At 47.5% G+C, this 14,336-nt stretch carries 15 protein-coding genes; 10 read left to right on the top strand and 5 right to left on the bottom strand.

The window, feature by feature from the left end:
- Nucleotides 1–26: 26 nt before the first annotated feature.
- Nucleotides 27–788: a DeoR/GlpR family DNA-binding transcription regulator gene (locus tag ABD014_RS00390; RefSeq protein WP_343855937.1), complete on the bottom strand. Its 762-nt coding sequence runs from the start codon at nt 786–788 to the stop codon at nt 27–29.
- Between the two features lie 274 nt (nt 789–1,062).
- Between ABD014_RS00390 and rhaD the strand changes: the two genes are divergently transcribed.
- The gene (rhaD, locus tag ABD014_RS00385; protein WP_343855935.1) at nt 1,063–1,884 is read left to right on the top strand and encodes a rhamnulose-1-phosphate aldolase; all 822 of its coding nucleotides are present in this window, start codon (nt 1,063–1,065) and stop codon (nt 1,882–1,884) included.
- Between the two features lie 89 nt (nt 1,885–1,973).
- Here rhaD and ABD014_RS00380 read toward each other — a convergent pair whose 3' ends face one another.
- From ABD014_RS00380 to ABD014_RS00370, 3 genes are all read right to left on the bottom strand, one after another.
- Nucleotides 1,974–3,845 carry an LTA synthase family protein gene (locus tag ABD014_RS00380; protein WP_343855932.1) on the bottom strand — a complete coding sequence of 624 codons (1,872 nt, stop codon included), beginning with the start codon at nt 3,843–3,845 and terminating at the stop codon, nt 1,974–1,976.
- A 554-nt stretch (nt 3,846–4,399) separates the two neighbouring features.
- Nucleotides 4,400–4,879, bottom strand: coding sequence for a GAF domain-containing protein (locus tag ABD014_RS00375; protein WP_343855930.1), 480 nt, complete (start codon nt 4,877–4,879; stop codon nt 4,400–4,402).
- Nucleotides 4,880–4,971: 92 nt separating this feature from the next.
- Entirely contained in the window at nt 4,972–5,964 is a 993-nt protein-coding gene (locus ABD014_RS00370) for an alpha/beta hydrolase (RefSeq protein WP_343855928.1), read from the bottom strand.
- An 83-nt stretch (nt 5,965–6,047) separates the two neighbouring features.
- Here ABD014_RS00370 and ABD014_RS00365 point away from each other — a divergent pair, with 83 nt between their 5' ends.
- The 8 genes from ABD014_RS00365 to ABD014_RS00330 all read left to right on the top strand — a co-directional run bounded on the left by ABD014_RS00365 (nt 6,048) and on the right by ABD014_RS00330 (nt 12,121).
- Entirely contained in the window at nt 6,048–6,230 is a 183-nt protein-coding gene (locus tag ABD014_RS00365) for a hypothetical protein (protein ID WP_343855926.1), read from the top strand.
- A 63-nt stretch (nt 6,231–6,293) separates the two neighbouring features.
- Nucleotides 6,294–6,869 (top strand): GNAT family N-acetyltransferase, encoded by a 576-nt coding sequence (locus tag ABD014_RS00360; RefSeq protein ID WP_343855923.1) that lies wholly within the window; start codon nt 6,294–6,296, stop codon nt 6,867–6,869.
- Nucleotides 6,866–7,633, top strand: coding sequence for an energy-coupling factor transporter transmembrane component T family protein (locus ABD014_RS00355; RefSeq protein ID WP_343855916.1), 768 nt, complete (start codon nt 6,866–6,868; stop codon nt 7,631–7,633). Before ABD014_RS00360 ends, ABD014_RS00355 begins: the two co-directional genes overlap by 4 nt.
- Nucleotides 7,634–7,700: 67 nt before the next feature.
- The gene (locus ABD014_RS00350) at nt 7,701–8,315 is read left to right on the top strand and encodes an ECF transporter S component (RefSeq protein ID WP_343855910.1); all 615 of its coding nucleotides are present in this window, start codon (nt 7,701–7,703) and stop codon (nt 8,313–8,315) included.
- Nucleotides 8,312–9,856: an ABC transporter ATP-binding protein gene (locus ABD014_RS00345; protein ID WP_343855905.1), complete on the top strand. Its 1,545-nt coding sequence runs from the start codon at nt 8,312–8,314 to the stop codon at nt 9,854–9,856. Before ABD014_RS00350 ends, ABD014_RS00345 begins: the two co-directional genes overlap by 4 nt.
- Nucleotides 9,857–10,051: 195 nt before the next feature.
- Nucleotides 10,052–11,539 carry an MDR family MFS transporter gene (locus ABD014_RS00340; protein WP_343855901.1) on the top strand — a complete coding sequence of 496 codons (1,488 nt, stop codon included), beginning with the start codon at nt 10,052–10,054 and terminating at the stop codon, nt 11,537–11,539.
- A gap of 47 nt (nt 11,540–11,586) precedes the next feature.
- Nucleotides 11,587–11,931, top strand: a complete 345-nt coding sequence (locus ABD014_RS00335) for a hypothetical protein (RefSeq protein ID WP_343855897.1) — start codon at nt 11,587–11,589, stop codon at nt 11,929–11,931.
- 19 nt (nt 11,932–11,950) lie between these two features.
- A complete protein-coding gene (locus ABD014_RS00330; protein ID WP_343855894.1) occupies nt 11,951–12,121 on the top strand; it encodes a hypothetical protein in 171 nt (56 codons plus the stop codon).
- 69 nt (nt 12,122–12,190) lie between these two features.
- On the opposite strand, the gene ABD014_RS00325 is transcribed toward ABD014_RS00330, so the two are convergent.
- Nucleotides 12,191–12,658: a MarR family winged helix-turn-helix transcriptional regulator gene (locus ABD014_RS00325; RefSeq protein WP_068779623.1), complete on the bottom strand. Its 468-nt coding sequence runs from the start codon at nt 12,656–12,658 to the stop codon at nt 12,191–12,193.
- A gap of 348 nt (nt 12,659–13,006) precedes the next feature.
- Here ABD014_RS00325 and ABD014_RS00320 point away from each other — a divergent pair, with 348 nt between their 5' ends.
- Nucleotides 13,007–14,332 (top strand): MFS transporter, encoded by a 1,326-nt coding sequence (locus ABD014_RS00320; RefSeq protein WP_343855888.1) that lies wholly within the window; start codon nt 13,007–13,009, stop codon nt 14,330–14,332.
- The last annotated feature ends 4 nt before the right edge of the window (nt 14,333–14,336 follow it).

The raw sequence follows: 14,336 nt of genomic DNA, 5'->3' as shown, positions 1-14,336 counted from the left end.
ATGAGCAATTTATCAGGAAGTCCAAATTAGAGATGGAGCAGTGTGATATCTTTGTTCTCCAGGAACGAGATCCACTCGTCGGAAGGTCTGCGATCGGTAATGATATAACTGATCTGCTTGAACTCAAGCATTTTGACAAAGCCGATATGATCGAATTTACTTGAATCTATAAGCAGAATGGTCTGCCGTGCTTGCTGACTCATCGCTTGCTTCAATTCACTCTCCGGCTCATTGGAATCGGTGATTCCGCTCATCATAGATATGCCTTTACAGCTGAACAGGGCAATATCGACATTGTAATTCTGAATGGTCTGTCTGGCTACCGGTCCGATCAATGAGCTTGCCTTGGGCCGAAGTGAACCGCCAGTTGAAATAATCGTATGGCTTGTCTGATTGAACTCGTTAAGAATAATGATAGAATTTGTGATGATCGTCAGATTGTCGCGTTCAGACTCGAGGAGCTTCAGCGCTTCGAATACGGTAGAGCTTGTATCGGTCATCAGTGTATCTTCATCGTTAATCATTGGAAGCAGCAAACTGGCGATGGCCCTTTTCTCCTCAATATTTCGCGTATTTCTCGTCTGATAAGGCAGATCGTCATGGATATGAGCGTTTAGGACGGCCCCACCATAATTTCTGGTCACAACCCCTTCCTGCTCGAGCTTCTCCAGATCGCGGCGAATCGTCTCCTCGGTAACTTCGAAGCTGGCAGCGAGCTGTGTGACGAGCACTTTTTTATGTCTATGTAATTCTTGAATAATTTTTTCTTTTCGCTCAAAAGCCTTCATTGGAACCCGCCTTCCCAGAGTGAACATAATTCTATTGTACCTAAATTAGAAGAAAAAATAAAAAAGAAACTACAAACAACAGAATAAAATCTGTTTTTATTTTTGTTATAAAAGATAATAGGTATATAAAACTTTAAAAACGGAAATAAAACCACTATTTAATGTTGATTTATTTTGTTTCTATGTTATCATAATGTTGCAAACAAAGAAAAAGTAGAACGTTCTATTTTAGAAGTCATTCATTCATATTAACGGCGAGGGCAGGGTGAAGAACATGCTTCAAGATATACTGACGGCACCATTTCTACGGGAAATGTGCGATACTACAGCCAATTTATACCGTCTGGGCTGGGACGAGCGCAACGGAGGGAATATTAGCTATCTGATCGAAGAGGAAGAAGTAAGCGATTATTTGGATATTTCGCAAGTAGAGCGCACCGTTCCGATGAGCTTCGATGCTTCTGAACTAGCAGGGAAGTACTTCATTGTGACGGGATCGGGCAAATATTTTAAGAACGTTATCAAGAACCCGGCAGTGAACCTTGGAGTTATTCGGATAGGCCAGAATGGGCATAGCTATGAGCTTCTATGGGGATTTGCTGATGGGGGAGTGGCTACGAGCGAGCTGCCAACCCATCTGATGAATCATATGCAGCGGTTAAAGGTGGATCCTAAGCACCGAATCATCATGCACTGCCATGCAACTCATCTGATTGGCATGACCTTTACACATAGCCTGGATGAGATTGAATTTACGAAGACATTGTGGGAGATGTGTACAGAATGTCTGGTTGTGTTCCCGGAAGGCGTTGGAATTATTCCGTGGATGGTACCAGGTACAGATGCGATTGGAGAAGCGACCGCAGAGAGAATGAAGGATGTTCGAATCGTGATGTGGCCGCATCATGGCGTGTTTGGAGCAGGCACCACGATGGATGAGACCTTTGGATTGATCGAGACAGCAGAGAAGGCTGCACAGGTCTATACGATTGTATGTGCGCAAGGCGGCAAGAAGCAGACGATCTCGGATCAAGAGCTGCTCGATTTGGCGCAAGCCTTTGGTGTAACACCAAGACCAGGAGTACTGCAGAACTAAACTTATTAATATGGATGACAGAAGAACATATAATATAACAAAACCAGGCTGTCTACTTAGGCAGCCTGGTTCTTTAATATATAACAGAATTACTCCTGATCCTTCTCACGATCCGGGAGCTGCTGTACATAGCTGTCAGATAAGCGCAGCAGATCAAGCGCCCGGTTATATTCATCCTCCGTAGTAAGGGCCTGACTAACACTGTCCTTGGCTAGCGGGAACTGAGTACCGTCCTCATACCAGGTTCCTGGCATGAACACGGCTTTGTCGTTGATGAACGAGCCTGAAGGCAGATAGTAACGCTGCGGCAATAAATTATAACTATGATTCAGCATATCTTCACCGAAATGGATCTGATTGCTCATCGAGACACCCAGCAGGTTGGCAACGGTTGGCAGGATATCAACCTGTCCGCCGACATTCTCCAAGACTCTTGGTTCCGACTGTCCTGGAATCGAGATGACAAGTGGGATGTTCAACATGTCACGATAGCTGTAGTCACGACCGTAAATTTCGCTCATAAGTTCTAGACCATGCTTATCGAGCGAGAATTTTGGCAGTCCCAGATGGTCGCCATAGATGACAACCACACTGTTGTCCCAGATTCCACGCTGCTTCAGATCGTCAATGAACAGACCGAGTGCATAGTCCGCATAATTCTGCGAGCGAAGGTAATCGCCGACCATATTGTTCTCGTAACGCTCAGGCAACGTAATCCGGTCCAACTCGTGCGGAATTGTAAATGGATGGTGCGCAGTCATTGAGATGACCTGTGAATAGAACGGAACGCCAGTCGACTGCATTTTGCTCAATTCCTCAGCCGTCTTCTTATATAGCACTTCATCCGTAGGCCCGAAGAATACGGTGTCCTCTTGACCGAAGAACTTCTGATCGTAATAGCGATCCCATCCGATCGCTTTGTATAATTCGCCGCGATTCCAGAAATCTACCACATTTGTGTGGAAGGTAGCGGTATCGTAGCCATTTGATTTCAGTAGTTTAGGCAGACTAGGCAGTTCTTTATTCGGATAATTCTGCGTTGCTGCTTCGTTATAAGGGATATAGAATGACGTATTTACCACAAACTCGGCATCCGATGTATTCCCTTGCCCTACCATTTGATAGAAATTCTTAAAATAGAGATTGTCTTTAACAAGCGAATTCATGACCGGAGTAATCTCCTGTCCATCAATCTTCAGATTAACCAGGAAGTTCTGGAATGACTCCAACTGGATAATAATCAGGTTCTTGCCTTTGGCTGTGCCGAAGAACTGCGGATCGTCCTGCTTATTGATTCCTTTCAGCTTGTCGATCTTAGCCTGGGAAATTTCATCTTTATCTACGAGATCTTCCTCTTTGTTCGATAGAATCGTATAGGTCTCATAGCTCAGAATCCCCATCTGCTCCGCTTGCTTGATCTCATTCATACTGGCCCGATTCGGCCAAATATTGAAAATGCATAGGGCGAGTGAAATCCCGAGTACAACACCTACAAAACTCTTGCTTACTCTGTTCAAATTGAACAATCTCTTGAATTTCTCCGCTCTCTTCCTGCGCATCAGCCAGAAGCCGATGACGACAATATCGAGGAAAATAAGTAGATAGTATGGAGCGAGCAGTGAGAATACGCTGTTCTTAACTGCGGTCACCTGATTGACTTGCTGAAGCGCATGATAGGTGACGATGACCCCGTAATATTTATGATACATAATAGCTGCGAAGAAGACGGCAGTAACAATAAGGTTGACGCTTAGATAAATTCCGATTTTTCTCTTGGAGGAGAAGACCTCAATCAGACAGAACAGGATCAGGATAAATGGGAGCTCCTTGATCAACGGTCCCCAGACCGGCATTTGATCGAATATCGTGATCCAGGCAAGGTAACTTTTCAAGATCATTATCACGGTAAAGAATACGAACGGCTTGAGATTCCCAGGCCGGATTCGTTGAAACGCTGACATGGTGCGACCCTTCCTTTCATAAGTAGTTGAGTAAGCGAATTCCTGAACATACACTTTTAGAGGTAGTTCAAAAAGTCAACCTTTGATCACGAAGTAAATCATGAAGTTATTCGGCATCGAATCTTGAATTCAGCCGGGCCTAAGCAGATACTTACGAAGTCATGTTTCCTACGGAAACATCTCAGGTGCTCACGTACCAACTACAAGTAAATGCTTCCGAGGTCGTTTTCTACGAAAACGTGTAGCTCCGCTCCTCACGCCCTAGCTTCATCCAACCTTCTCGGTGCTGAAAATCGTACTTTTTGAACATACACTTTTAATATCATAACTGAAAAAATGGGAAGAAGGAAATCGATCAATTTCTCTTATTTAACAGTAAATGGCATTAAAAGGGATAAAACCGCTTCTCAACTTTGTTTTTTGCTTTAAATTGGCATTTTCCAGACCATTCACATATCTATGATGCCAGATCGGTAATTAGAAAGCAGTGGAATTGTTCACGTCTTGATTAGTTACCGGAAGATTATTGTATGGGATTTAAATCGGTTATAGAACTAGAGCTGCTCTGTTAGTACTTGGACGAATTGCTCCAGAAATGCTTGATCCAGCTCATCGAAGCGGGACTTCAGCGGGCTATCAATATCGAGTACACCAATCAGTTCTCCGTTCTTGATCAATGGGACTACGATCTCGCTGTTCGATGCGGCATCGCAGGCAATATGACCCGGGAAGGCATGTACATCATCCACTCGTACTGAACGGCGCTCCATGGCGCTTGTCCCACATACGCCTTTGCTGAGCGGGATGCGGATGCAAGCCGGCAGTCCCTGGAACGGGCCGAGCACAAGCTCCTTGCCATCGTACATATAGAAGCCTACCCAGTTAATGTCCGATAGATAGAAGTTTAATAGAGCAGAAGCGTTGGCTAGATTGGCAATTCTATCTGGTTCCTCGTAAATTAGTGATTTTAATTGCGATATGACTTGATTATGCTGTTCTTCACGGGAACCCGTGTAACTGATTGTATGGAACATGCGCCCATCTCCTTTTTTGTCTATTAGAGGTAGTTCACGAACAATTATGCCTTATTATATTATGAATGCTAGGCCGTTTAAAGCACGGCCATTTAGGTGGATAGTGGCAATACAGCAGGCTCGGGGGAGCCGATTAATTCGACTGAGACAGTGGTGATAGCCAGAGCCTCTTTTTCCTTGAGGGCTTGATGAATTAATATGCGGACTGCTTCGCTATATTCCTTGGGGGCTACAGCATAGGCGTTGCCGTGGATCGCACCATCCACCAGGAGCAGGCTTCTCGGTCCAGCCTTGCGCTTATACAGCTGCTCACTCATATATGTGGGTACATAGTTATCCTTCGTCCCATGGATGAACAGGACGGGAAGATGGCAATGTTCTACCGCCTGCAATGGGCTAACCTGTTCCATGGTGAACCCTGCTTTGCGCTTCAGGATCTTATTGATGATAGGCAAGAGCGGGTAGGCAGGAAGCTTATAGATCGTTCTTGCTTGATGATGCAGGAGCTGCGTCAAATCAGAAAATGGGCAGTCTGCGATAACAAATTTGACGTTAGAATGGACGATACTCAAATATTCGAGCACGGTTGCTCCGCCGAGTGACTGGCCATGAAGGCCGATGCTGCAATCGGTACCGTAGTTATGTAGGATCCATCTCACCCATGCAGCAACATCGTATTTTTCATAATAACCGTAGGTGGTGTATTTTCCTTGGCTATTCCCGTGGCGACGCTGGTCAATGAGCAGAATATTGAAGCCTTCGCTCTGGAATAGATCGATATATTGTGTGGAGATTAGCATAGAGACGGTATAGCCATGGACGATAATCGCCCAGTGTTTAGACGATGGATCGGTTTCTATGACATAGCCGCATAAGCGCAAACCGTCATCGGAGAGGATATCGACTTCCTGCTTCTTCAGACGGTTGAAGCGTTCCCGGCTGTAGACCCCGGATTTCTCTAAATATTGAAACAGATTATGAGAGGACTGTAATTTCATATGAGTCAGCTGCTGGAAGGCGAAGGCGATAATTCCTGACACAATACCAGCAATGGCCAACAGAATTATCATCAAATAGATCGTCATGAAAGTGGAACCCCCTTAACTGTAGCACTTTGGTGAAACATCCAGAGATGTGATCATATTATCTGCCGATTGGCCGGATGAATATGCTGCATTATATTGTGAATTTGGGCAGCTGGGGATTGATCAAAAATATTTTATTAGGAACGATGGATGTGATGTCGCTGCGCTTGCCATATATTTTCGGTGTGATGCCTGGACGTATGGAATACAATACCGCTGATATGATGAAGTCCGGACAAATGCCGGGCTTATTTTTTTCGCTTTGACTCCGGCTCCTGTTCTGTGCTTATATAAAAACAACTGATTACGCAGGGTAGGAGATGAGGCTTGTGTTCAAATGCGGTGGTAGGATTCCAGTGCTGGAAGGCGAGAGAATACGGCTAAGAAGGATGGAGCAGGTGGATGCCGCGGATCTGTTCCGCTATTGGAGTGATCCGGTAGTCGTTAAATATATGAATGTCCCCGTGTTCACAACCGTGGAAGAGACATCGGAGATGATTGATTTCCTCAACGGCTTGTCCGAGACGGAGGATACGATGCGCTGGGGAATCGAGCTGGTGCAGGAGCAAAGGCTGATTGGAAGCTGCGGCTTTAATACGTGGGAGCTGTCGGGGGCCTATCGTGGGGAGATCGGCTATGATATCGGGCGTGATTACTGGCGACAGGGCTATATGACAGAGGCGCTCCGCTTAATGCTGAATTATGGCTTCATGACGATGGGACTGAACCGTATTGAAGCTCTGGTCGATCCACGGAACAGTGCTTCTCGTAGCATATTGCAATCTTTTAACTTCCATGAGGAGGGGTTACTGCGGGAGTATCAGCGCACTGAGGAGGGCTTCGTCGATCTGATCATCTATTCTTTGCTGCGTAGAGACTATGACTCAGGAGGTAAATATTTGTGAACCAGTTACATGTAGACCATTCGCTCAGGCGAGGCTTCGGGCTGAAATCCATAGATCCGCTCAGCAAGCTGGTTGCTCTGTTCTGTGCTGCGCTTCTGGCGATGCATTGGGACAAGCCGATACCGCTGCTGATTATGCTGGTCTCGTTCGTTGGATTGGCCCGTTATGGTGCGGGAATGAGCTGGCCACGCTTGGGGCGTAGATTGAGATTTATCGCTGTCTTTGGCTTGCCATTGTTCATCATCACTAGCATGGCGGCTCCAACGGGGGAAGCGATTGGTGCCTGGGGGCCTCTACAGATTACAATCAAGGGTACCGAATATGCAGCGGCGATTACACTACGCATGTTCTGCCTGTTCCTATCTTCAATCATTTATATCGAGTCTACAGACCCCAAGGATTTTGTTACCGTTCTGACTACACGTTTGAAGCTCCCTTATCGGTTTGTCTTTGGCGTATCCATGGCATTAACTTTTCTGCCGCTGCTTGAATCGGAAGGTCGGGTAGCAAGGCAAGCACGCCAGCTAAGGTTCGGCAGGAAGCCGCGCGGTGTGGGTGAGAGATTACGGATGTGGCGAGGCAATCTTGCGGCCATATTTACAGGGGCTATAAGACGCGTAGAGCAGACGGCTGGCTCGATGGAATCCAAGGGCTTCGGCGCTTATCCGGTGCGCAGTTTCCTTAGGGGAGTAGAGATTGGGATTGCCGGATACACTCTGATGGTGATAAGTGTTGGAGTGACGGCCTGTTTATGGTTCGTATAAAAAAAGACTTGACGCGCTCCAATTGTTAACCTAAATTTAAATTGTTGGTTAACAATTGGAGGAGAGGATGACGAAACAAATGAATTATTCTTCAGGTAATGGAGTATTCAAAGCATTTACAACGATTGAAATTGTGCTTATGGCGATGTTGGCGGCAGCCAACGGGGTGATGACGATTTATCTCTCGCCGCTTAACCAGGCCTTGAATGGATTGGGTGGACCGATAGCGACGTCTACAATTACAGGTTTATATATGATTTATGGCCTGCTTGCTTACTACATCATTCGCAAACCGGGAACGGCGGTCATTACCTATGGTATTGGAGCGGTCGTTCAGTCCTTCATGGGATCGGCATACGGTATCGCTTCCTGCTTCGCAGCTGCCGCATGCTATATGGTGATTGCCGAGCTCGTATTCGCAGCATTTCGGTACAAGAAATGGAATCTGTCTGTACTTATGCTGGCAGGGGGAGCGATGGTTCCGATCTGGTTCTTCTTCGCGGCTAGGATGTTCGGCTATATGGCATGGGGAACGGACGTGCTGTTCATTGCCCTTGGGGTTCGTATTCTGAGCGGAATCGTGATGTGCGGGATGCTGACCAAGCTGCTGGGCGATGTACTGAGTCGTAGCGGTCTGTTACGGCGGTTCGCGGTCAGCAGCGGAAGAAGAGCGAATCAATGAACCTTCCTGCAGAAGAATCGACTTATCCGCTTGAACTGCGTGATATCACCTTTGCCTACACGGAGGATGCCAAGCCGGTACTGCGGGAGATTTCGTTCCTTGCGGAACCTGGAGAATGGGTACATGTAACAGGAGACAGCGGCAGTGGAAAGTCCACTTTGGCGCAGTTGCTCTGCGGATATTTGCCCCGGACTGGAGGGGGATTCCGCAGCGGAAAGTTATCTGTGAATGGAGTAGATCCGGCAGAAGAAGGGACAATACGTGAGGTTGCCGAGCGAATCGGTGTCGTATTCCAGGACCCGGATGCCCAACTAGTACAAGGGCGGGTAGAAGATGAAGTCGCCTTCGGGCCGGAAAATATGTGCTGTGACCTATCTGAAATAGAACGCAGGGTTGTGAGGTCACTGGCTGCGGTTGATCTTAGCGATTATCGCATGGAGAGCGTGCATAATTTGTCTGGAGGCCAGCGTCAACGCGCAGCCATCGCTGCCGTGCTGTCCATGGAGACGCCTATTCTCGTACTTGATGAGCCTTCGGCAAGTTTAGATGCTGCTGCGAAGGAACGTCTGCTCCTGCTGCTGGACAAGCTGCAGCAGCAAGGTCGTACTATTGTGACCCTGAGCGGAAGGATTGATGAATTCGCTGCGGCTGCAGGAAGACTGATCGTACTGGAACACGGGAACATCATCCTAGATGGGCCGAGCGAGCGCCTGCTTGATCAGGAGAGAATGAGTTTGGTCAAGCTGGGCCTTCTGCCTGATTGGATACAGCTTGGTCTTGGGGGAGATACCTCGTCAACGCTAGAGGCTGAGGCTAAGGTTCATCTTCAGAACGCCCCTTCCGATAAGCCACTGTTGGAGATCAATGATTTGTCCTATGCCTATGATCTGAACAAGGGGAATGTTCTGAAGAATATTAGCCTGTCTCTGCACGCAGGAGAGTGGAAGCTCTTATGTGGTGAGAACGGATCTGGCAAGACGACATTGTCGCGCCTATTCATGGGCCTTCTTAACCCACCAAAAGGGAAAGTATGGTGGCAGGGACAGGATATTGCTCGTTTATCCTTACCGGAGATTGCGCAGGATATTGGTTATGTCTTTCAACAGCCAGAGCATCAGTTCGTGGCTAATACGGTGCTGGGAGAACTTCTCTTCGGTCCTCGTGCGGTTCAGGGACTCGGTCCTCGTGAACGGACGCCGGAGCCGATGCTGGAGCGGGCCAAGGCTCTGCTTGCCATTGCAGGACTTCAAGGTAAGGAGAACATATCTCCTTATATGCTTAGCGGTGGAGAGAAGCGGCTGCTGAGTGTAGCCGCGGCAATGATCGTGCCTAAGAAGCTGTATATTCTCGATGAGCCGACAGCGGGCACAGATTTACACGGTGCAGCCAAGCTGGCCGCTCTGTGCAGGGAGGCCGTCGCCTCTGGAGCGGCACTGGTCATGATTACCCACGAGCCGGAATTGTTCGCAGGGGAGAAGGCAGCTATTTGGCGAATGAACCAGGGAAGTCTGGAGACAGAAAGCATCTCATTTTGTAAATAGACCATACAATGCGTGTTTAATAAGTTAGACTTTCAGCACCGAGAAGGTTGGATGAAGCTAAAAAAAGAAATGAATCAGCGAACAAGCAGATGAGGCAAGCTATGCCTATATATTCTGCTTGTTCGTCTTTTCTTTTAATAGGGGGTCATTTATAATTTAATGATGCATGTCTAGACAGAGAGAGGAAGAAAAAGAGTGGGTGCAACATTAAAACGCAATTATATATTAGCCGGGTTGTTATTATCTACATTTCTGGCTGCGATTGAAGGGACGGTCATCGGTCCGGCTGGGCCGAGAATCGTCGGAGATATCGGTGGTGTGGAACTGCTAAGCTGGGTATTTACCGCTTACTTGCTGACGATGTCGGTAGCGACTCCGATCTTCGGGAAAATCAGTGATTTATATGGGCGTAAGCTCGTATTTGTAATCGGATCGGTTCTGTTTCTGGCGGGATCGATGCTGTCCGGCTTTGCTTCAGGTATGGAGCAACTCATTATTTTCCGGGCAATTCAAGGGATTGGCGCCGGAGGTCTGCTTCCGGTTACTTTTACTATCATCGGGGATATCTATTCTATAGAGGAGCGTGCTAAGGTTCAGGGGATGATCAGCTCGGTTTGGGGCATCTCGTCGCTCGTTGGTCCGCTGCTCGGCGGATATGTCGTAGATTCTCTGAATTGGCGCTGGATCTTTTATTTTAATTTACCGTTCGGTTTGATCTCTTTATTTATGATCATTCGCTATTTCAAAGAAGAGGTCAAGAGACGCGATGTGAAGATCGACTACGCCGGGGCGATTACCTTTACCATTGGGGTAACTGCGTTGCTGTTTGGTCTGGCGACCGGGGGACAGCAATGGGAGTGGAACTCGCCGCTCTTGCTCGGTATTTTTGCGGTATCGGTGATATCGCTTATTATTTTCTTTATTGTGGAGCAGAAGGTGGAGGAGCCGCTGCTTCCGCTCAAGCTGTTCAAGATCAAGGACATCGCCTACTCTAACATCGCGAGTGTGCTCGGAAGTGCTCTGTTAATTGGCTTGACTTCTTATCTGCCGCTTTATGTTCAAGGCGTACTTGGCAAGAATGCTACGATCTCCGGGCTTGTGCTCGCGCCGATGTCGATCGGCTGGATGCTCGGTTCGGTACTGGGCAGCCGTTGGATCATTAGCCGAGGAATACGCAGCACTTCGTTAATCGGTATGCTGATTATCGCTGCTGGTGCCATCGGTTTAGCCTTTGTTCACGAAGGTACACCCATGTTTATGATGCTGATTTTTAATGCGCTGTATGGAATAGGCTTCGGCTTTTCTTTTACCGTATTTACTATCATCGCACAGTCCTCGGTAGGTTATAGTCTGCGGGGAGCGTCAACCGCTCTGAATTCATTTGTGAAGTCGATCGGGCAGACGATTGGAGTTGCTGTATTCGGTGTATTGATCAATTTGCAAATTGCCGCACGGACAGCCAAAGGTACGACCTCGGGAGCAGAGGTCACACAGGAGGATATTAATAATTTGCTCTCGCCGGAGAAGGTTCATCTTCTACCGCAGCAATTATGGAGTGAGCTGAAGCATGTGCTGGGCGACAGTCTGCATATTCTGTTCATTGTGATGGCCGTTATCTCTGTTATTGGTGTCTTCTCCGTCTTGGGACTCCGCAACCAGGCGCCGGAAGCTAAGGAGGAATAAAATATCGCCCTTCTCCGCACCTTATATGGTAAGGGGAGGTGTTATGGATGTTAGAGGAATTCAATGTAGATCAGAATACATTAGTCCATGCCTGGCAACAGCAGCTTCCGGAATTTCTGGATCCGGGGGATTCGGCCGAGGTGCTCGCCGATGAGAGTGATCCTCAAGGATTTAGGGTTCATATTAATGCGGCGGGCCACCAGTTCTATTCCTTCGATTTTTATTGTTCTTATATGGATCCCCGGGAAGTCAAGGTGGAACTGGTCGATGTAGAGAAGGACGGACAGACGGTGAATGAGCAGAATGAACGTCTTCAGGAGATGACCGGCGACTATGTGCGCCATCTTCACGAATGTGCTCAAGCTCTGCACCGGATCACGAATCCATCTTGAGGAAAGCGAGGCAAGTAAGATGGCTAAAGGCAATGGTCGGGACAAAAATCTCGACAACGTGGCTGATGACTTGCAGCAATCAGCGGTGAACAGCCACAGTGCGCAGCAGACGCAACAAAAAGCGAATGACCGCCGCCACCGGGATGTACACAATCACCATAAAGAGACGGATATGGATCCGTCGCATTAATGCATCACAAAGAAGGCTGTCCTGAATCGGACAGCCTTCTTTGTGATGCATATGTGAAATGAAGAACAATTATTTACGTGCCAAAGGTGCTAATTTCTCCGCCTCACGTCCCATTTTCTTCAACAATTCGATCATGGTCTGTTTCTCTTCCTCGCTCAGACCGCTTAGCGCATGGTCGATTCGATCAGAGAAGTCAGGGTACAGCCGATCCATCAGCTCTTTGCCCAAAGGAGTCAGCTCGGCAAAAATGACGCGACGATCCCGTGGACAAGGGCTCCGGTGTAAATAACCGGCAGATTCCAGTTTATCGATGACATAAGTAACATTGCCGCTTTGAAGCAGCAGCTTGGCACCTATTTGTTGGATCGGTTGCGGGCCTTTGTAATAGAGGACTTCCATAACAGCGAAGGCTGTAGGGTTAAAGCCCTGAATTTTGCTTCCTGTTACGGCATGCTCGTTGACGCTCTTGAAGGACTTCGAAAATACGCGATAAAGATGCAGTGACAAATCGGTCCCGCGTTCCTCGGTTTTCAACATTTATCATCCCGCCTTGTTCTATTATTTAATGAGTTAAAAATTGTTTGGAATAATGCTATCTTAGATCAAGCCCATATTAAAAAAAATATAATTTATCACAATTTTCGGTATTTATTTTTAAAGATTGTGTCTTAGCCCCGTTTGCTGTCCTCCCCGGGACCTCATTAAAAATCCTTCCTCAGTTGGCGATCAATTTCATCCTGAAGGCGGATGGATAGAAATTCCTTATGTATTAATATGAGTCGTAGAAAAAGCACGGGATCGCATGGATTTGCAAGGCTAGCTGTTGTTAACACAATACTGGCGTTCTGAATCCGACAACAAATTGAAATTGGGCAGGTGAGATATATGGTAGCTCAGAGTATTCCACAGGAGAAGAGGGGGCTTCTGCACAACCGTGCTTATATGTCATTGATGGCCTCACAGCTTATATCCAATTTAGGGGATTGGCTACATTTATTGGCGCTCTTGATGATGGTCGGGCTGAAATGGAATGCAACACCTTGGCAGATTACGATGATCATGCTGTGTTCCATGCTGCCTATGCTGGTAGGCGGTCCGCTAGCAGGAATGCTGGCCGACAGAGTAGAACGCAAGAAGCTGATGATTATCGCGGATGTAGTCAGAATTTTTATTGTGTTTGGCTTGATATTTGTGACGGATATATGGCAGGTATACGTATTGATCGTTGCCAAGAGCATATTCGATATCATGTTCTCGCCGGCGAAGAACGGGAAGATCAAGGAGGTTGTTCCCAAGGAGCATCTGGAGAAGGCGGTATCCTACAGCGCAATTATTGAACAGGGTAGTAAAATCGTAGGGCCTGCCCTTGGTGGTATGCTTACTGCGGCGTTTGGTGTATCGGTCTGCTTCATGGTTGATTCAGCTTCATTTTTGTTTTCAGCGTTACTCTTACTGCTTGTTCCCGGCAAAATCGCAGCGAGCAATACAGAGGTGAAAGAAGCGTCAAGTGCTAAGCCGGCTGAATCCGGTTTCCTACGTGAACTAGGAGCGGGCATTCGAGAGATTATCGGGATTCCTCTCGTTGCCTACAGCACACTTATGCTGGCGATGACCCTGCTCGTTCTGCAAATTGCTGATTCGCAAGCGGTGGTCTTGTTCCGGGAAATCCCTAATCTGCCGGAGGATTTATTAGGATGGTGTATCGCGCTTAGCGGGGTCGGTACCTTGCTGGCTGCGGGATTGAATAGCCTCTCCTCGAAGCTTTCCATTTCTCCCCTGCTGAAGATGGGAGTTGGCGGAATGCTGCTGGGTATTGTATTCGTTATTGCCGGAGCGTACGCACTATTTGGAACCTTTAATCAATTCGGCATTATCGTCATGCTGGCTCTATTCATGCTTGCCGGGCTTGGCGCAGGAATGGCGTTCATTCCATTTCAGGTCATGCTGCAGCAGCGTACCCCGGAGGCACTGATTGGAAGAGTGTTCGGAACGGTGACGAGCGTGACTTCAACAGTAGCGTTGATCGGTCCGGTTGTAGGAGGTTATCTGGTCACGACTTTCGGTCCGCAGATTGCTTTTATCATATCCGGCAGCTTGGTCGCTCTGATTGGTTGTGTTCTGCTCGGATTCAAATCAGCAATATTGAAGCGGGATGGGATAGATCAAAGTATGAAGAACACAGCTTATCGGGAAATAGGGATTGGGCCGTAGAGGC

The organism is Paenibacillus motobuensis (assembly GCF_039521865.1).
Classification (GTDB): Bacteria; Bacillota; Bacilli; order Paenibacillales; family Paenibacillaceae; genus Fontibacillus; species Fontibacillus motobuensis.
The sequence above is the reverse complement of the archived record's forward strand: the minus strand, read 5'-3'. Positions and strand labels throughout refer to the sequence as shown.